This window comes from Pontibacter mangrovi (assembly GCF_006385705.1).
Classification (GTDB): domain Bacteria; phylum Bacteroidota; class Bacteroidia; order Cytophagales; family Hymenobacteraceae; genus Pontibacter; species Pontibacter mangrovi.
This window is the reverse complement of sequence record NZ_VFRQ01000016.1, coordinates 60,014-78,841: the sequence shown is the minus strand read 5'-3', so window position 1 is coordinate 78,841 and position 18,828 is coordinate 60,014. Positions and strand designations below refer to the sequence as shown.

General features: G+C 52.9%; 16 protein-coding genes and 1 pseudogene. 9 read left to right on the top strand and 8 right to left on the bottom strand.

Annotated elements, in window-relative coordinates; genetic code table 11:
• Positions 1–353: 353 nt before the first annotated feature.
• The 3 genes from FJM65_RS19755 to FJM65_RS19745 all read right to left on the bottom strand — a co-directional run bounded on the left by FJM65_RS19755 (position 354) and on the right by FJM65_RS19745 (position 4,210).
• Positions 354–767, bottom strand: coding sequence for a hypothetical protein (locus tag FJM65_RS19755; protein WP_140623831.1), 414 nt, complete (start codon positions 765–767; stop codon positions 354–356).
• A 626-nt stretch (positions 768–1,393) separates the two neighbouring features.
• Positions 1,394–1,777 (bottom strand): RNA-guided endonuclease InsQ/TnpB family protein, encoded by a 384-nt coding sequence (locus FJM65_RS21785; RefSeq protein ID WP_140623843.1) that lies wholly within the window; start codon positions 1,775–1,777, stop codon positions 1,394–1,396.
• Between the two features lie 210 nt (positions 1,778–1,987).
• Entirely contained in the window at positions 1,988–4,210 is a 2,223-nt protein-coding gene (locus FJM65_RS19745; RefSeq protein ID WP_140623828.1) for a PAS domain-containing sensor histidine kinase, read from the bottom strand.
• Between the two features lie 1,141 nt (positions 4,211–5,351).
• On the opposite strand from FJM65_RS19745, the gene dnaG reads away from it, so the two are divergent.
• From dnaG to FJM65_RS21410, 6 genes are all read left to right on the top strand, one after another.
• Complete coding sequence (gene dnaG, locus FJM65_RS19735; protein WP_140623826.1) at positions 5,352–7,265, top strand: DNA primase; 1,914 nt, start codon at positions 5,352–5,354, stop codon at positions 7,263–7,265.
• Between the two features lie 210 nt (positions 7,266–7,475).
• Complete coding sequence (locus FJM65_RS19730; protein ID WP_140623824.1) at positions 7,476–8,723, top strand: bifunctional 3,4-dihydroxy-2-butanone-4-phosphate synthase/GTP cyclohydrolase II; 1,248 nt, start codon at positions 7,476–7,478, stop codon at positions 8,721–8,723.
• Positions 8,724–8,937: 214 nt separating this feature from the next.
• Positions 8,938–9,624, top strand: coding sequence for a hypothetical protein (locus tag FJM65_RS19725; protein WP_140623822.1), 687 nt, complete (start codon positions 8,938–8,940; stop codon positions 9,622–9,624).
• A 71-nt stretch (positions 9,625–9,695) separates the two neighbouring features.
• The gene (locus tag FJM65_RS19720) at positions 9,696–10,340 is read left to right on the top strand and encodes an HAD family hydrolase (RefSeq protein ID WP_140623820.1); all 645 of its coding nucleotides are present in this window, start codon (positions 9,696–9,698) and stop codon (positions 10,338–10,340) included.
• Between the two features lies 1 nt (position 10,341).
• The gene (locus FJM65_RS19715) at positions 10,342–10,929 is read left to right on the top strand and encodes a DUF3267 domain-containing protein (RefSeq protein WP_140623819.1); all 588 of its coding nucleotides are present in this window, start codon (positions 10,342–10,344) and stop codon (positions 10,927–10,929) included.
• A gap of 464 nt (positions 10,930–11,393) precedes the next feature.
• Complete coding sequence (locus FJM65_RS21410; protein ID WP_181163811.1) at positions 11,394–11,564, top strand: hypothetical protein; 171 nt, start codon at positions 11,394–11,396, stop codon at positions 11,562–11,564.
• On the opposite strand, the gene FJM65_RS19710 is transcribed toward FJM65_RS21410, so the two are convergent.
• From FJM65_RS19710 to FJM65_RS19695, 4 genes and pseudogenes are all read right to left on the bottom strand, one after another.
• Positions 11,551–12,129 (bottom strand): Fic/DOC family protein, encoded by a 579-nt coding sequence (locus tag FJM65_RS19710; protein WP_140623817.1) that lies wholly within the window; start codon positions 12,127–12,129, stop codon positions 11,551–11,553. The two genes, FJM65_RS21410 and FJM65_RS19710, sit on opposite strands and share 14 nt — an antisense overlap.
• A gap of 123 nt (positions 12,130–12,252) precedes the next feature.
• Positions 12,253–12,438 (bottom strand): annotated as a pseudogene (locus FJM65_RS19705) (IS66 family transposase); the annotation flags it as partial.
• Positions 12,439–12,575: 137 nt separating this feature from the next.
• Complete coding sequence (locus FJM65_RS21780) at positions 12,576–12,809, bottom strand: transposase (RefSeq protein ID WP_394348150.1); 234 nt, start codon at positions 12,807–12,809, stop codon at positions 12,576–12,578.
• Positions 12,810–12,895: 86 nt separating this feature from the next.
• Positions 12,896–14,647, bottom strand: coding sequence for an SWIM zinc finger family protein (locus FJM65_RS19695; RefSeq protein ID WP_181163810.1), 1,752 nt, complete (start codon positions 14,645–14,647; stop codon positions 12,896–12,898).
• 249 nt (positions 14,648–14,896) lie between these two features.
• On the opposite strand from FJM65_RS19695, the gene FJM65_RS19690 reads away from it, so the two are divergent.
• Positions 14,897–16,384 carry a S10 family peptidase gene (locus FJM65_RS19690; RefSeq protein ID WP_140623811.1) on the top strand — a complete coding sequence of 496 codons (1,488 nt, stop codon included), beginning with the start codon at positions 14,897–14,899 and terminating at the stop codon, positions 16,382–16,384.
• On the opposite strand, the gene FJM65_RS19685 is transcribed toward FJM65_RS19690, so the two are convergent.
• Complete coding sequence (locus FJM65_RS19685; RefSeq protein ID WP_140623841.1) at positions 16,381–16,890, bottom strand: cupin domain-containing protein; 510 nt, start codon at positions 16,888–16,890, stop codon at positions 16,381–16,383. The genes FJM65_RS19690 and FJM65_RS19685 overlap by 4 nt on opposite strands.
• Positions 16,891–17,063: 173 nt before the next feature.
• Here FJM65_RS19685 and FJM65_RS19680 point away from each other — a divergent pair, with 173 nt between their 5' ends.
• Entirely contained in the window at positions 17,064–17,477 is a 414-nt protein-coding gene (locus FJM65_RS19680; protein WP_140623809.1) for a Dabb family protein, read from the top strand.
• Positions 17,478–17,579: 102 nt separating this feature from the next.
• On the top strand, positions 17,580–18,803 hold the full coding sequence (locus FJM65_RS19675) for a DUF6438 domain-containing protein (RefSeq protein WP_140623807.1): 1,224 nt from the start codon (positions 17,580–17,582) through the stop codon (positions 18,801–18,803).
• The last annotated feature ends 25 nt before the right edge of the window (positions 18,804–18,828 follow it).

The following is an 18,828-nucleotide window of genomic DNA, read 5'->3' as shown; positions in this document are numbered from 1 at the left end:
CCGCTCGGCGCCCTTGTTCCAGGTCGTGATCACTCCTTCGGTGTCCATGGCGAAGATGGCATACTCTCTGACCTGGTCAATGAAGATGGAGGCAATTTTTTGATGTAAAAATGCGGCAGTCATGGTTTGGTTCCGGTTTGAAGGTTATGCAGCAATTACCTCTACAAGCTTTGCAGTCATGCCTGAAAAGGGGCGAGCAGCAGGCCAGGGCTTTGTGTGGAGTAACGCAACCTGGCAGGGCAGGTTCGGAATTACTGCACATCCATCTGCCCTGTCATGGCTCCGGCGTGCGCTGTCGGTGTGCTTGCCCGTTTAAATAGGCGGGGTGTCGCCACTGCCGGTTTAAGCCTTTTTCAAGGCTCCTCCAAGAGCCACTTGGTGGCCTGCTTGCTGTCAGTGAAGCTCTTTAAGGCAAAGGGCAGGGACAGAGCCTGGCGGATGTACTCCAGGTTGGCCTGGGCTATCTCCTCTACCGCTTCGTTTGGGGAAGAGACCCTGGCCACGCGCCGGACCCTGGTCTGCGCCAGCCCCGCGGCCAGGTAGGCGGCCACCTGCTGGCTTGCCGGGCCGCTCACGAAGACGTGCGTGGAGCTGGAGTTCAGCAAGACCCGCTTGATATCATAGTGCTTGACTGTTTCCACCAGCTTATCCATGTAAAAAGTGATTTCGGAGAGGTGGGACGCATGCAGGTCCGGGTAAGCTGCCTCGAGCAGATCGGTGACAGGGTCGTAGCTTATGGTGATAATGCTGTTATCAAACAGAATCATGGCAGTTTCGGTAAAAGTGTGGCGCAGGCAGGGCGAGCAGGGAGGCCGCTGCACGTATCATAAGCGCTTGTAGCTGGTGTATGGTATCGGACATTCTCCTGTGCTTACTTCCTGCACCTGGACAGGGTTCCGCCATGGCCACCCAAAGGCAGGTATTCCTGGAAAATACATGGGATTCCTCAATAAAATCAGGGAATTGGACGATAGCAGCTGGTTTCTTTGCCCAGGACGGGGCTGGTCTGGCCGGGGGCAAGCGCGGCTAACGAGGCACGCTGCATGTTGGCGGTTTTTTTGTCAGCAGGACCATGGCGCAAGGGATGGAGTAGGCACCCGCTATGAGACCAGGCAGGGGTATGGGAGCGGCTGCGGATTGTGGTCAGGGCACGATAATAGAAAAACAACCTGGCGCCGTCCTGCACGCCCCGGGGGCAAGCGTCGGAAGAGGCCAAGGTCCCGCTGGACGCTTGGCATTTATTTTCGTAGACAGTAGGTAGCAGCCGTTTTTGTGCCTACCTTCCCTATCCACAGCCATGACTGATGAAACCCAAGGAGCCAACGTATTATTGCGACTTAACGCTGGATGTGGTCAACTACTCACGTCTGCATGAGGTGGGCTTGTTTCTGGCCTAGGCAACTGCCCTTGCGGAAACCATAGGCTGGGTTGACAACAGCCCTAAATGTCTTATGTTTTTCGCTGCGTTGTAGTCAGCGTTCTCGCTGTGCCCACAGTCCTTGCAAACGAAATCAGACTGGCTCTTCCTGTTAGCCTTGTCACTGCACCCACACTCTGAACACGTTCTGGACGTGTAGGCTGGATTGATAAGGATAAGGGAAACACCCTGCTTCTTTGCCTTGTAGTGGAGGAACGAGCGAAGCTCGTAGAACCCCCAGGAACTGCGCTTGGCTCGCTGCGCTTTCTTAACCTTAGTCCCTTTGCGTATGCCTGAAAGGTCTTCAAGCACGATCGCTCTGTTCGTGTATTTAGCGTTTTGAACCAGTTCCTTCGAGATTCGGTGGTTTCTTTTTCACCACATGGAGTGGTTCAAAAGAAAGTCAAATTCATCCCACGGCTAAAGCCCCAGGTGCAAGGGCTTTCTTTGACGTTTCTCGTAAAAAGTGCTGGCCAAGCCCTGGGCCAACTCGGCACTGTGCAAGCTGGTGCAGGTGCTCTGAGGAAAAAGACGGAGGCAATATGAGACAGATAAAAAGATGCCTGGGCATCATCCGTCGGATACACTTTCACTTGCTTGGCCTGAAAATTTTATGGTCACCAGGGTGCCTTTGCCTACCTTCGCCTCCAGCCGAATATGTCCGCCGATGGCATCCAGGTATGTCTTTGCCAGAAACAGGCCCAGTCCTCGTCCCTCATACCCTTTGTGAAACTTCTTATACAGGCGAAAAAGGTCATGCTTGACTGCCGCTACGTCCAAGCCAATGCCGTTGTCCTGGAGTTGGAGCTCCGTTTTCTTATGGTTTTTCGTGAGCCTGACTCGCACCCACAGGGGCACGGTGTCCTTACGGAATTTGATACTGTTGGACAGGATGTTTTTGAGCGCCTCATACAGGTATACCCTGTTGGCGTACACCCTGAAGCGATCGGTGCCCACGGCTACCACCTCATATTTGAAGCCGTGGGCAGAAAAGCGTAAGCTGGCGAACAGCTCCTCGAGCAGGAGCTGTACATCCACTTCCTCCTTGAGAAGATCCGGGCCCCGCTCCCGCACCGAGAGGATTTGGTTCATGTCCCGGATAACATTGTCGAGCTGGTTTGCAGACTCTTGCACCCGTTTCATGGTCTGATGGAACAGGTGCGGGTCCTTTTCCACGAGTCCCAGCAGGTTGGAAAGCCCGAGTAAATTGGCCGCGGGTGCCCGCAGGTTATGTGACACCATGTAGCTAAACTGTTTCAGGTCCTGGTTCTGGTGGTACAGGTCACGCGTGACCTGTACCAGCTCTTCTTCCCGCTCTTTACGTTCGGTAATGTCAGTGCGGATGGAGACGAACTTGCTAACCTTCCCATGGTAATCGAAAACAGGGGTCGTCTGCATAAAAAACCATATTTTGCGCCCGTACTTCGTATAACTGAGTATTTCCCCCTGGAATGGCTTCCCGGCTTCCATTTTCCGGATCATGCGCTTTACGGTACGCTCATCGGTTTGCGGACCCGCCAGGAACTCGGGGTTGATCTGCCCATAGCAGTCTTGTAAAGTATAGCCCGTGGCGTGCTCAAAGGCATTGTTTACCCATTCTATCCTTCTTTGGGCATCTTTGATCATCACGCTGGTCGTGGAGCTGCTGGCCACCAGTGCCAGTTTTTCCAGCCTATCCTGTTCCATACGCCGCTCCGTCACATCGACAAAATGCACGGCGATGCCTCTTGCCGTCGGGAACAGCTGAAAGTTAATAATGGAGTTATCCCTGTAAGGCACCATTTCCTCGAAACTGGCGGGTAAACCTGTCTGGGCTATCCGCAGGCACTCCTGGTGAAACCGGGTGGCCCTGGCTTGTGGAAATAAATCCCAGATGACCTTGCCCAAAAGTTCATCTTTGGGCTTGCCCATATAGGAAGCATAATATTCATTTACATAGGTATAGCGCCAGCCATGGTCCAGGAAATAGAATGATTCTGCAATACGCTCCATGATACTGTGGAGGATTTCAGACTGCTCGTGGTGAGATTCCTCCATTCTCCTCTGGAGGGTAATGTCCTTGCCGATTCCCTGCAGGCTAACGACTTCATCGGCGATGACGACCGGGAACACGGTGATGCCGAGCAGGCCGACCTGCCCGCTTCCGCGCACAATGCTTAGCTCCAGATACCCAGGTTTCCCCTGCAAGGTGTTGACAAAGGCATTTGTAGCGGCGGGCATAAAGTCCTGGTGGACAAACCGGCCGAAATGGGACCCGATTATCTCATCCTCGGGGTATTCCAAAACTTTTGCAACGGATTTGTTTACCCGGATGAATACCCCTTCCCGGTTCAGCTCGAACACAGCGTCCGGATGGTTATAAAACAAGGACTCATAATGGGCCTGACTCTTTTTTTTCTTCTCTGCCTCCTGCACCTGCTGGGTGATGATCCGGGAATTGGTGACATAGCCCTGGATCTCGGCATTGGACACCATGTTTACGACACTGCATTCTATCCACTGGTAAGTGCCGTCTTTAACCCTATGCCGGAACGGAGGCAAAAGTGAAACCCGGTGCTGTACAGCTGTCTTGAGGAAGGCTGCAAGGATAACCTGATCATCAGGGTGGATGTAACCAAAGGCATCTGTCCCGACTATTTCCTCGGGCATGTAGCCCAGCAGCGGCATGACCGCACCGGTGACAAAGCGGTAGTTTCCGTCCGGGTCAATAATAGAAATCAAGTCTGTGCTATTTTCCAGGATGGAGAGAAAAAAGCGGTTGGAGTTATTTCCGGCTGGCTCTAATGTCTTCATAATAAGATCCCATTAGTTATGGTTTGGTTCTTTTGTCCCAGGACAGGACTCTGTTTCCAGCCCTATATTGTAAAAGCAGGATAAGACCTGTACGCCTTGATGGAAGTCAGGTCTGCTTAAAGAAATTAAGATAACAAATTCAGCCGGCAAAGTTTAGGCTAAGACAAGAAAGGTTCTATTATTTTTTAGCGCTTGTCCCAAGATGAAGGCAGGCGCAGGCGCTTACCTTTGTCGCTGACCTGTATTCGGGGTGGCCAAATGCTACCCAAATGCGTTCTGTCCCGCCTATGGTGTGTGCTAGGCGCCCCCCTGGGCTGCCGGTAAGCGCTTTGCATCCGCACAAAGCCAAAGCATCCCCGGCCCACCGCCTTGCATTCGCATACACCTGGCACCGCCCGAGAAGCGCAAGCCTTCCTCTGTGCATATACAGGGGGATGGCAAATACCCGCCTCTCTTCCCCATACGCTGGCGTAGGGCGGCTTTTTTGAAGAAGGCAGACACAGGCTTTTCCATAACAGCCAAACAGGACTTTCCGTGAAGCTGCCCATCATGCTGTCGCCCATTAAAGGAAATACGTCCACTGACTTAAAACCATCTGGAGCAAGGCAGCGAACAGGTCCAAAAGCCATAAGTGAAGACGCCATGGCAAACCCCCTTGGGGGACTGGAGCATGGGGGCAGCATGCCTTTGTGAGTTACTGCCAGACTAAGCACCCCGCTGCCAAAAAAAGTTTGAGAGTGCCTACATTCAGGAGCTCCACTGCAGTTCCGGCAATAGGATGAATAAGACAGGACGCTGCTGCAGGTTTCCTTCTAGACCTAGTAAAAGAAGTGGGGCTGATCGGGACACGACCAACGCACACCTGATGCAGTGCCGGTACTTTTCCGTTGGGGTACCCTTTTTTCCTGAACCAGAAGGTTACGTTCCCCAATGGGATGAGCGCAGGTACTTCCACCGGGGGCGATTAGGTCGGGGAATGCCTGACCGGAGTTGATGCCGACCCCGATGGCAACGGCTATGGGCAGCTCAAGGCGCCTGTCTTTGATATTTCCAAAAAGGAAGCATGTCGGTACCTAAGCCCGGAGCCTTTGTTATTCAGCCTGAACCCGTATCTTTGTCATCCGCTTTCCTTGTTTTGCCCATGTCCCTTATCCCAAAAGAAATCGTTGACCAGGTCATTGCCCAAGCCGATATCACAGAGGTTGTGGGCGATTTTGTGTCGCTGAAGAAAAAGGGGCAGAACATGTGGGCCTGTTGCCCTTTCCACCACGAGAAGTCGCCTTCTTTCTCTGTTTCACCGGCCAAGGGCATTTACAAGTGCTTTGGCTGCGGAAAGGCGGGTAACTCGGTGCAGTTCATCATGGACATTGAGGGCACGGGCTTTCCTGAGGCGATCAAGTATTTGGCCAAGAAGTATGGCATCGAGATACCTGAAGAGCAGCACGACCCGGAGTATGCCCGGGAGCAGAGCGAGCGCGACAGCCTGTTTATCGTGTCGGACTTTGCCGCCAAGCATTACGTGCAGCGCCTGCACCACCATGAGCAGGGGAGTATCGGCCAATCCTACTTAAAGCAGCGGGGCCTCAGCGCCAATACAATCAAGAAATTTGAGCTGGGCTATAGTCTGGATGAGTGGACAGACCTGACCGACACGGCCCTGAAGGCAGGGTACAAGCAGCAGTACCTGGAGGCTACCGGCCTGACGATTGTGAAGGAAGAGGGCAAGAAGTATGACCGCTTCCGGGGCCGCGTGATGTTCCCGATCCACAACATATCGGGTCGCGTGGTGGGCTTTGGTGCCCGAACGCTGAAGTCCAACGACAAGAAAAGCCCCAAGTACCTCAACTCCCCGGAGTCTGACATATACCACAAAAGCCATGTGCTCTACGGCTTGTTCCAGGCCAAGCAGGCGATGCGCCTGCAGGACATGTGCTATATGGTGGAGGGTTACCTGGACGTGCTCTCGCTCTTCCAGGGCGGCATCGAGAACGTGGTTGCCTCGTCGGGCACTTCGCTCACCGAAGGGCAGATCAAGCTCATCTCGCGCTATACCCAGAACATCACCGTGCTTTACGACGGCGATGCGGCAGGCATCAAAGCCTCCCTGCGCGGCATCGACCTCATCCTGGAGCTGGGCCTGAACGTGAACGTGGTCACCTTTCCGGAAGGGGAGGACCCGGACTCCTATATCCAGAAGGTAGGCGACACGGCCTTTAAAACTTACCTGAAGGAGCACGCGCAGGATTTTATATCCTTTAAAACCAGCCTTTACGCCAAGGAGGCGGCGGGAAACCCGGTCAAAAAGGCAGAGGCGATCAAAGAAGTGGTGGCCTCGATTGCCAAAATCCCGGACGCTATCAAGCGCACGGTGTTCTTCCGCAGCTGCAGCCTGATTTTCGATATCGATGAGCAGGTACTGATATCGGAGTACAATAAAATGCACCTGCAGGGGCGACAGCAGCAGTTCAAGTCCGGCAGCCCGGAGCCGGAATATGCGCCGCTGATGCCGGAAGAGGAGGAGGAAGCCCCCGCTTCGGATGCCGACGTGCTGCAGCGCTATGAGCGGGAGATCGTGCGCATGCTGCTCAACTACCCGGACCGCGTGCTGGACGAGGGCCTGACCACCTGCCAATACATGCTTGAGCAGCTGGAAGACATTGAGTTCCGCTCGCCGCTGTACGCCCGCTTCGTGGCGCTGGTTACTGAGAAGCTTAACCAGGGGGTGGTGCCCGTGGCAGACGATTTTATCAATTATCCCGACGAGGCCATCCGCACCGAGGCCATCCATTTGTTGTCGGACCCCTACGAGCTCAGTCCCAACTGGGCCACGCACCAGATCTTTGTTCCCCATGAAACAGACATGCTGCCCTACGGAACCGAGCGCGCCGTGCTGCGCCTCAAGTTCGTGTACCTGAAGCTGATGATTGACGAGGAGGCGCTCAAGCTCAAGATCGTGACCGACCCGCAGGAGCAGCTCAATCGCCTGGTGGCGGTGATGAACCTCAAAAAGCTGCACAAGCAGATTGGGGACATGCTCGGGATCGTGGTGTTCTAAACATCCCGCGCTTTAAGCCGCTGCAGCGAGAGGGAGGGGGCCTGGCACGGGGCGGCTGCCTGAAATCCCTGCCTGCCTCAACTAATCTCCTTCCAAAACTGTTATGCAATAAAATAAGGGGATTGCGGTATAATCTTTCTAATTTTGTGCCGCTTTACAAAAGATCAACTAGCCCTGCTGCCCTAGGCAGGCGGGCATAAAGTAAAATGTATGGAAACCAATACAACTGGTGATATCCGGCCGCTGGACAGCATCGAGGCTGCCATCGAAGACATACGCCAAGGCAAGGTCGTGATTGTGGTGGACGATGACGACCGCGAGAACGAGGGCGACTTTGTGTGCGCCGCCGAAAAAATCACGCCCGAGATCGTCAACTTCATGGCCACGCACGGGCGCGGCCTGATCTGCGCTCCCCTGACCGAGGAGCGCTGCGAGGAGCTGGGACTGGAGCTGATGGTGGGCCGTAACACGGCCCTGCACGCCACGCCCTTTACCGTGTCAGTAGACCTGATCGGACATGGCTGCACGACCGGCATCTCTGCTTCTGACCGTGCTAAAACGATCTATGCGCTGGTAGACCCTGAAACAGACCCGCATGCACTGGGCAAGCCGGGGCATATTTTCCCGCTCAAGGCCAAGAAAGAGGGTGTCCTGCGTCGTGCCGGTCATACCGAAGCCTCCGTGGATCTGGCGCGCTTGGCTGGTTTGGCGCCGGCAGGTGTGCTGGTGGAGATCATGAACGAGGACGGCACCATGGCCCGCCTGCCGGATTTGGTGAAGGTAGCCGAGCGTTTTGATTTGAAACTGATCTCCATCAAGGACCTGATTGCCTACCGCCTGCAGAAAGAAAGCCTGATTGACCGGGAAATTGTGGTGCAGCTGCCCACGGACTACGGCGTGTTTGACCTGTATGCCTTCACCCAGCGCAGCAACGGCGCCAAGCACCTGGCCCTGGTAAAAGGCACCTGGGAGGAAGGAGAGCCGGTGATGGTGCGCGTGCACTCCTCCTGCGTGACAGGTGATATTTTCGGCTCCTGCCGCTGCGACTGCGGCCCGCAACTGCACGAGGCCATGCGCATGATCGAGCGCGAAGGCAAAGGCGTGGTGGTGTACATGAACCAGGAGGGCCGTGGTATTGGCCTGCTCAACAAGTTGAAGGCCTACAAACTGCAGGAGCAGGGGCTGGATACGGTGGAGGCGAACCTGGAGCTGGGTTTTGGCATGGATGAGCGGGATTACGGCGTAGGCGCCCAGATCCTGCGTGACCTGGGGGTAACCAAGATGCGGCTCATTTCCAACAACCCCCGTAAGCGCACCGGCCTGATGGGCTATGGCCTGGAGGTAGTGGAGCGCGTGCCGATAGAGGTGGCGCCCAATGAGCACAACCAGAAGTACCTGACAACCAAGCGCGACAAGCTCGGTCACATGATTCTGAAAGACTTGACAATCAACAAATAAGTATACGTTTATACTTGATTTTAAAACCTGCATGGGAAGCTTCGCGCGACCTGTGCAGGTTTTTTTAGTTTGAGGGGGCAGAAGTTTAGCCAAGCATAAAACTTTTCCGGCTGGAAATCATACAAAATATGTAAGGCGCTGACTATGAGTATTTAAAGAGGGGTTGGTGCAGTGTGAAGTGGAATAAGTTGTACTCAAATGTTTCGTTAAAACTATGAAAAATTATATCGTCAACATACGCTGGCACTTGCTGCCGCTGTTTTTGCTGGGCATCTGGCCGGCTGCCGCCCTGGCGCAGTACCGCCCCAGTATCGATGTGCAGGAATGGCCATCGGGTAAAGTTGTACTCCTTTCCGGCGATACGATTTATGGCCCCCTGACCTTTTACCGGTCACAGGAGGTGGTGAGCGTGCTGAACAAGGACGGGACCAAGAGCAGCTTTTCTCCTGTAAATGTGCAATACTTCGTGGCACGGGAAGAGCCGAGCGGCAGGCCCTACACCTTCCGCTCGCTGCCCTGGAACATGGGGCGCGGCTACACGAGCTTTAAGAAGCCTACTTTCTTTGAGGAGCTCACCCAGGGCCCTTACGGGCTGATGATGCGCGAGTCCTACATGCAAAAAGACGCTTCGGGCAATGAGCCGCTGTTTGTGCAGAACAGCACCTCGCTGTCCGAGTACTACATCCCGGGCAGCGAGTGGGCTAATCTGATCAAGCCTCTGTACTATGTGCTGCTGCCTAACGGCGAGGTGGCTACTTTGCGGAATGTGCGCAAGGACCTCTACCGGCTGTTTGGCGATAAAGCCAGGCAGGTGAAAAAGTTTGTGCGGGAGCGAAACCTGAGCTTTGAGAAACCCCACCAACTCATGGCCATCATCAACTACTACAACGCCCTGGAGTAGCCGCGTCTCCCTCTAAGTTGGGGCTAGTCGGGGAAAGGTGTACCTTTGCGGCTGTACCGACAAACTTACCCATGCTACCAACTTCTTACGACGGGCTGATCTTTGACCTGGACGGCACCCTGTGGGATTCCACCCAAACCATCGCCGATGCCTGGAATACAGCCATCGGGCAGTTCGATTTCCTAAACCTCACCTTAAGCCAGCAGGACATTAGAAACATTGCAGGCATGCCCTACGATGCGATTTATGATAAGCTTTTTCCGGGGCTGGGCACCGAGGAGCGCCAGCAACTGCAGCAAAGGGCCGCCAAGCTGGAACTGGCCTACCTGCAGGAAAAGGGCGGGGAACTCTACGAGGGGCTGCAGGAAACCCTGGAGGTACTGCAGACCAGGTATCGCCTGTTCATCGTGAGCAACTGCCAGAGCGGCTACATTGAGACCTTTCTGCAGTTTTACGACCTGCAAAATTACTTTACCGACATCGCCTGCTACGGCGACCAACGTCTGCCCAAGGGCGAGAACATCCGAAGCATTGTGCAGCGCCACGACCTGCAGCAGCCCGTGTACATTGGCGATACGCAAGGTGACTATGAGGCCAGCCAGCAGGCCAGCGTGCCTTTTATACTGGCCAGGTATGGCTTTGGTAAGGTGCAGGCAAAGGTGCCGGAAATCAATCGTTTTAGCGACCTGCAGGCGCTCATTTCCCCCAATAGCTAACATGCAGCGCGGGCAGTATACTAAAACGGAGGTGACCCTGACGGCAGCCCAGGCAAATGCGCAGGCGCTGAAGTTTATGCTGCCCATGCTCTTGCTCTACCTGGTACCCTACACCCTGCTCTGGCCGGGGCAACTCAGTTTCACGGCTGTGGAGCGCTTTGTGCTGACGCACGGGGTGTATACGTTGTTTTATCCCTTCCTGATGCTGCTGGTATTTGTGGCCGGAGCGGTGGTGCACGAGCTGCTGCATGGGCTTACATGGGCTGTTTTCTGCCAGCAGGGGCTGAAGTCCATCACGTATGGGGTGCACTGGCGCTACCTGACGCCCTATTGCCACTGTGGCGAGGTGCTGCCGCTGCGGCCATACCTGCTGGGCGGCATGATGCCCGGTTTGGTGATGGGTCTGCTGCCGGCGCTGGCAGGCCTGGCTACCGGTCAGCTGCTGCTTTTCCTCTTTGGGCTGATCTTCTCGCTGGCAGCCTCCGGCGATCTGCTGGTGCTGTGGATGCTGCGCCGCGCCCGAAAAACAGACCTGGTGCAGGACCATCCGGAGAAAATCGGCTGTATCCTGCTGCGGAAGAAATCCTGATAATGGGAATAGGGGCGCCCGCGCAAATAGACTGGCATTTCGCAGACTACCCCCTCCTGCACCGCTTTTGAGATGGAAGGAGGCCAATAGGGAATGGTGGCCGGAGCCTTTTATGCCGGTGCCATGGTTAGCACGTCTTTTCCTTGATCAATAAAGAGTAAATTCCTCCCCCTGGTCGGAAGCTTTGACTCAAAACCTAATCCCCGGCTGTAAAAGCAGTGGAAAAAGGGAAAAAGGAAAGGAAATCAACTTAGCAGTAATAACCAGTGTTCCTGCAAAGGGGGAGTACTACATTCTTTAGCTCTATCTTTTGAATGGGAATTATCGTATGTATGATCGTTGTTGTTATTATTGGTACTGGTATTGCTTGTAGTGTACAAATAACTATCTTTGCTAACGTCATTGATGACAACTATTTGAGTTGTAGCAGCATTCGCTATGATCACTTTATTAAAGGAAAGACCATGAAACTAAGAGACCGTTACCCAAAGCTGAAGGATGAGGCATTCGTGCGCTCGATGGTAGTAAAGTCGGTGCACGGCTCTATGATGCTGGAGAATCAAGGCGTGAGCAAGGACCGCCTGGAGAAGCTATACACTGAGGTGAAGCAGGAGAGGCAGCTTACAAAGGCTTAAGCTGCGCCCTAATCATCTGCTCCAATTCTGAGAAATCATATGTATCTGCAAGCTTCACGGCTTGCAGATATTTTTTTCTCCCGTCCCCTTCCCGTTGGTACAGCTCCACACTCTGATAGCCATGCATGTAGGCCAGTAGGTCTGTGATCAGACGCGCCGAGCGGCCATTTCCGTTCACAAACGGGTGTATGTGCACCGTCCTGTGATGGGCCCAGGCCAGCTCTTTCACCAATGCATTTGTGTCATTGCTATTTAGGTTCTGTAACCGGTAATTGAGGTCATAGATAAATTCTGACATTAGGCGGGGGACATCAAAGAATTTTGGTGGCGTATAGAATCCTACCTGAAGATCCTTATTCCGCCACTTTCCCGCCCACTCATAAATTTCACCGAATGCAGTTCTGTGGATATCTAAAATGAGGCTGGTGGAGATTTTGACTGGAAAGTCCAGGTCTAGCATAAACTCTTCTGCCCTCAGGACCCCTTTCGCCTCCAGTTCATTGAGCTGTGCCTTGTCGCTTATGCCCAATAGGTTATCATCTGCCGCAGTTGTATATTCTCCCATGGTGTAGCTTTATACAAAGATGGCAAATTTATGCCACATAAGGGCAGTAGCAACAATAGCACTGGTCACACTCACTGTATGAATACAAGCAATTGGCCCGGTACAAGGTATCCGCCCTATGAACTACAGGTTTGATTTTTCCTTGAAGTTCTGCGGGTAGAGGTCTTTTAGATTTTTGTGGTTGATGGACATGGTGTTCTCCAGGGTGTGCCTGAGCCACTGGTACGGATTGACCTCATGCTTCTTGCAGATGGCCAGGAAGGAGTAGATCATGCCGGCACGCTTTGCCGCTTCGTGGGAGCCGGCAAATTTCTCCTACTTGTTTTGGATTTATATTTACGCAACAGCATGTTGCACAATTACCCTGGGCGTTACTGCAAGAACCAATCAACAGCGCGTATAGCAGCTCCTTTTTTTATCATTTTGAGTGTAAAACCCCTATCCCTTTAGGGTATGGGATGTAAGCGAACACTACCACGCTCAGGTTTGCCCTGTTCTTCACTGTACTTTTGGATCGTTTCGGTGCTTGCCTTACCCGTTGAACAGACGAAGTAGCCATCAGACCCCAGTGTATTTTCTTTCCAGAAGTGCTTTTTCAGGTAGTTGCGGTGCTTGTTGTATATCCTGTACGTGCTGATTTGTTTTAGCTGGTGTGCCACATCCAATGCGGAAACCTGCATCTCCACAACTGCAACAATGGGCGCGGTTTTGTTTCCTCATCTGCCAACAAGCTCTCAGAGGGTATCCAGGGCAAGGCAGGCGCCCGCTATAATACTTTGCGCAACTCCTCTTGCATAGCAGGCCGACGTGGGAACTGTGCCATCAGGCTGCGGGCAATATGCTGGATTTGCTCCTTCCCCTGGGGGATATCCTGCATTGCTTTTTTCATATAGCGCGCCAAGGTGGCGTACTCGCTGCGCCCGTTTGCCTCCTGCCCATACTGCTCAAAGGCTGGCAGGTATAAGGCCAGGTACTCGGTAGGGAAGCGCTTGGCTAAATAGGCGTGGTAGCCTAAGGTTGTTCCCAGCTTGTTCTCCTTTTGCACCAGCTCCAGTAGCCTGTCCCAGTACTGCTCTTGTGTATAAATTGGCGCCAGCTTTTCCAGTAAGGGCGGATAGTCCGGGCGCCAGTAGTTGTTCTTTTGCTTTTTCCAGTTTCGGGTAATTTCTTCTATCGTTTCCTGGATGTAATTCTCTATCACAGCCTGCCATTCTTCTGCCGGATACGTAGCTTTCCATTGCTTGTAATAGTCCCTGTGGAACCAGTTTGAGAAGGCAAATTGCCGGGTGTAGAGGCGTATCGTCGGAATGTCTTTCTCCAGTACGGCCAGTTCCAGGAGCTGCGTTTCCCATTGATGTACGGTGCCCGGGTGATCTTTGCTTTCGGCTACCCTGATGCCTTCCTTTATCAGGCTTTTGGCCGCTTCATAGTCTTTGTTCTGAAGGGCTTTGGCTACCTGGCTCTGCCGGATCCCCACTACATCGATGTTTTCCCAGATCAGGTCAGCCGCTTCCTGCTTCCTGCCGATCGCCTCTAAAAACGCCATCTTGTGTTGCAGGAAGAACTCTTTGTCATAGTCGTTATAGGGCCCGGCGCTCCCGGCAATCAGGGTGTCAATAAAGTGCAGGTAGGTGTCAGTTTTGCTTAGCTGCAAAGCCAGGTCGTGGTATATGTCAAACAGCATATAGCCAATGTCGCCAAATTCAAAGTAGACGCGATCTTTCAGCGCCTTCTCCAGGTAGGCAAGCAGCTGCTCCTTGAGTTCGAGGGCCGCCCGCCCGGCGTGGGCGATTTGGTCCAAAAGCTCCCCGATGCTGTAAAGCGTCGAGCCAATGTTGCCGGCAGAATCGTCGCTGTACTGTACGGCCTCCATCATAACCTCCAGGGCGGCTGTGGCCAAGGCAAAGGCATCCCGGAAATTATGCCTGGTTACCAGGTCCTGGGCGTGCCCCAGCTGCTGGTCCATCTCATTGGTGAAGCGAAAGGATGTCCGGTAGTCGATATAGCCCCTGTCGCTGTATTTTCGGAGGAGTTTTTTAAATAGCTCTTTATACTTTTCAGCCACGTCTATCCGGTCATCCTTGTCGGCAAAGTGCAGCTCAAAATCGGTTTTAAAATCTTTGTGTATGGCAGCATAATGGCGCAGGAAATGCTGCAGCTCCTCTAACGTGGTAGCCTGCAGGAGATGCTCCATGCTATCGTTTTTAACCTTCTTCTGCCGTGTTTTGCTGCCTTTTTTTTCTTTCTTCCTGAAGGTATCCTGCAGGGTAAGCAGTACGGCTACGATGTGCTTGCACATGTCCCCGTCATAGGGGCAGTTACAGGCAAAAGAAGTAATCTCCCCGCTATCTGCCAAGGTGACGGATACTTCATACGGCTCAGTGCCTTCAACTTCCGCTTCCCAAACGTTTTCTTCACTTTCCTCTAACCAGATTACCGCCAGTTGCTTGTAATACTGTTTTCCCCGTTCCAGAATAGTCGGGTTCACCTGTTGCTCGAAGTTTTGGAGTGTTAGCATCTGTGTTTGAAAGGAAGCTCGTTTATAATTTGGAAGGAAGTTGTTAAATGTTTTGGAAATAATCAATTGTGTGGCGAAGGACTCATGGAAGGCTGGCAGAGGCAGGAGCATGACAGCGGGTGCTACGCCCCGCCTTCAACTGCATTAAATTACACGGGCATTTATCCTATTTTTGCTATATTGTAGCTTCTGGCTGCCTTTTCTGGCAAGGCAGATATTTTTTGCGTCTATAGTATACCCCTTTTGAAAATGAGAAAGCTCCTGGCCTTGTGCCTGTTTCTAGCCATCGTAGTGCTTCCAGCCGCGGCACAGCGCCGCACCCTTGCCCCTGACTCCACGGTCACGACCAAACACCAGGTAACGATTAAAGGGCAGCGGGTGCCTTACGCAGCCACCACGGGCACGCAGCCGGTCTGGGATGAAGACGGCAAGGTAATCGCCGGACTTTTCTATACGTATTATGAACGATCTGATGTAAAAGACCGTGCTTCGCGCCCGCTCGTTATCTCTTTTAACGGCGGCCCTGGGTCTGCCTCGGTATGGATGCATATTGCCTATACCGGTCCGCGCCTGCTCAATATCGACGAGGAGGGCTATCCCGTGCAGCCCTACGGCTACCGCGAAAACCCCGAGTCCATCCTGGACATAGCAGATATTGTGTTTGTGAACCCTGTGAACACAGGCTACTCGCGCATGGCCGACGGGGTGGACAAAGACAAGCTAAAGGAAACGTTTTTTGGTGTGAATGCCGACGTGAAGTACTTGGCCGAGTGGCTTAACACCTTTGTGACGCGCAAAGGCCGCTGGGCCTCACCAAAGTACCTGATCGGGGAGAGCTACGGCACGACCCGCGTGTCAGGGCTGGCGCTGGAGCTGCAGAATGCCCAATGGATGTACCTGAACGGGGTGGTGCTGGTGTCGCCCACAGACCTGGGCATCGACAGGAGCGGCCCGGTGGAGGCAGCCCTGCGCCTGCCATACTATGCGGCCACGGCCTGGTACCACCAGCAGCTGCCAGCGGACCTGCAGCAGAAAGACCTGGCGGACGTATTGCCCGAGGTAGAGGCCTTTACCCTAAACGAGCTGATCCCGGCCATGTCGAAGGGTGGCTTTATAGAGGAGGCGCAGAAAAAACAGGTGGCAGCTACCATGGCGCGCTATGCCGGCATCTCGGAAGAGAGTGTGCTGCAGCACAACCTCGATGTGCCTCTTAATTTCTTTTGGAAAGAGCTGCTGCGCCAGCAAGGGTATACCGTGGGCCGGCTCGACTCACGCTATAAAGGCATCGATAGGCAAGCGGCTGGGGTGCGCCCTGATTTTAACGCGGAGCTTACCGCATGGCTGCATGCCTTTACGCCTGCCATCAACATGTACCTGCGCGATGAGCTAAAGTATAAGACTGATGTGAAGTATAACATGTTCGGCCCGGTGCATCCGTGGAACAGCGACAACGACCATACGGGTGAAAACCTGCGCCAGGCCATGGCCCAGAATCCTTACCTGCACGTTATGATCCAGTCCGGCTACTACGACGGCGCCTGCGATTACTTTAATGCCAAGTATAGCATGTGGCAGCTGGACCCAAGCGGCAGGTTGAAAGACCGCCTGAACTGGAAAGGGTACCGCAGCGGGCACATGATGTATTTGCGAAAAGAGGATCTGGTAAAAGGCAACGAAGATCTGCGCGAGTTTATCCGGGCATCGCTCCCGAAAAAGGGACAGCCCGCGATGTATTAAGCCTGGTCCCAGTGCTGCAACAGCGGCCCGTCTTTTCCGGCCACCGGGTCGGTTTTAGGCATGGGCACGCGGGCAATGTTACTGCGCTTGGCTTCCACATCGTCGGCTTCGGTGCAGATGTCATAGGCTTCCTGGCCTGCCGGGTAGGCGCCCACCACTTTAAAGCCGGAAGAGGCTGCTTGCAGGCAGTGGCCGGTGCCCGCGGGTAGTACCAGCAGGTCGCCAGCGTTTACTTGGCAGGTCATGCCGCCCGGTCCACCCAGCATAAGTATGGCTGAACCGGCTGCCACGCCAAGTGCTTCGTGCGAGTGGCTGTGGTAGTGATGATAGGAAAAAACACCGTTTACCCAGCTGCCGCGCCAGTTGTTTCGGGCAAAAGCGTCTTTAAAAGCGCTGGTCAAGTTATCGCTGGCCTGCAATGCCTGCGGGTATACCAGCACCGGTAGCTGCTGGTTATTGGGGATGTTGCCGTGCGGGGGAAGCAGATAGGTGTGTGGGTTTTGCATGCTCATCGTACTTGTATTTATGCTTTAGTAGGTACGCAGCTATTAGGTAAGCGTAGCAAGGTTTTAGCCATACCCTGAACCCATAGGCTCCGGGCCAGCTTTACTTGCGTGGTAAGGCCGTGGCTAGGGACAATTATAAACGGTAGAATAAGTAGCCATTAAGATAAAGCGATATGAAAAAACAATCCAGAAGATCCTTCCTTGGGGCAGGTACTATACTGTCGGTTGCCGGTGCGCTGGCTGCCTTGCCTTTGCTGGGCAGTGCCTTTAAAAAGCCGAAAGGCAATTTTGTGCACCATGTATACTTTTGGCTCCACAACCCGGACTCCGAAGCAGACAAAGCCAAACTGATTGAAGGACTGCAAACCCTGAAGAAGATAAAGGAGATACGCCTGGCGCGCATCGGGCAACCGGCCAGCACCAACCGCGATGTGATCGAGCGGGGCTATGCGGTGTCGTGGCTGCTGTTTTTTGATAACCTGGACGAGCAGGAAGTATACCAGAAGCACCCTATTCACCTGAAGTTTGTGGAGAACTACTCGCACCTGTGGTCGAAGGTGATTGTGTATGATTCGGTGGATGTGTAGTTAGGTATAAGTTTAATACTTGTCCGTAACTTCTGGCACTCATGGCGCAAGCGTCCGCTTGTGACTACACTTTTGCTTTAAAAACAAAGCCTCTGCATACTTGTGAAAAACTTCCTTTTATACTTCTTGCCTTTCCTGATAATGGCCTGCCATGCCAAAAAGGAGGAGCCAACAGCGCAGGAGAGGCAGTTGCAGGAGCAGCTGATTGGGGATTGGGTGCCGGCTGGTTTTGTGAGCAACACAGAAAATGTAGAGTCTTATGATCGTAATCCATTTCGTAGCATCTTAATTGAAAGAGGGTATTCCTTTTATCCCAATGGTGAGGTGGATTCAAAGCAAGGGTACTACAGAAGAACTGTAGTTGGCGAAGATGAATGGGATAATAGGCAATTCTATTTCCTGGGAAGCAAAACAAAATATAAAATCGCTGGTGATTCGCTTCTGATATTCATGCCTTATGACTCAGTTTGGGCTCATTTTCCTATTGCACGGCTAACCAAAGATACCTTATCATTTAAAGAGAAACGGGGAGTTAATAACTATAGGAGAGTCAAATACAATCTAAAGGAAGCACCAACCCTCGATGCTATTGTGCTGTCAACTTCAGGCTGTTTCGGCACATGCCCTATCTCCAATACCCTTATCACGGCCGATGGGCAGGTCGTTTTCTTTGGTGAGGAATTTACTACAAGCGAAGGGTTTTATACCGGCACGATCACCCAGGATGTATACAAACAGTTGCAGGATAACTACCGAAAGGCCGGTATAGATACGATTTCTGCAGAGTTCTCTGAAGCGGCAACTGATCTGGAAAAAGTTTCCGTGACCTTTCTAAAAGATGGGAAGATCTTCAAGACCGTCAGTGATTATGGGAATGCAGGTCCTGTGGAGTTAATATGGGCACATGTACCTCTGCGCTACCTCTATCAAAGTATAAATCTCAATAAGCTTAAGGAAGAGGAGTTGCCAGTTTACTTAAAACATCACTTTCTGACCTTTGCCAAGGGAGATAAAACGCTGGAACTGACACAGTCGGAGGGGTTTCTTTTGTGGAACTACCTGCGCCAGGGGCAAAGAAGTTTAGGAAAGTATAAGCCCAGGTTCAGCATGCACTTTAGAGAAAACTACTTGTGGGTTCCTCGCGGAGCAAAGAAGTATGCCGACAAAGAACATATTAAATCCATAGAAACAGACGGGCAATTCTATACTTTCTATCTGCAAGGGCAGGAGCCTTTTACCATTAACATTGGCTTCAACTTCTTCGATGTAAATTTCAATGAGGCCGCCTTTACAAAGAAAGATAAGTATGGACGGCCTGTGGAATAGCCTTAAAGTATAATGTATATAGCCT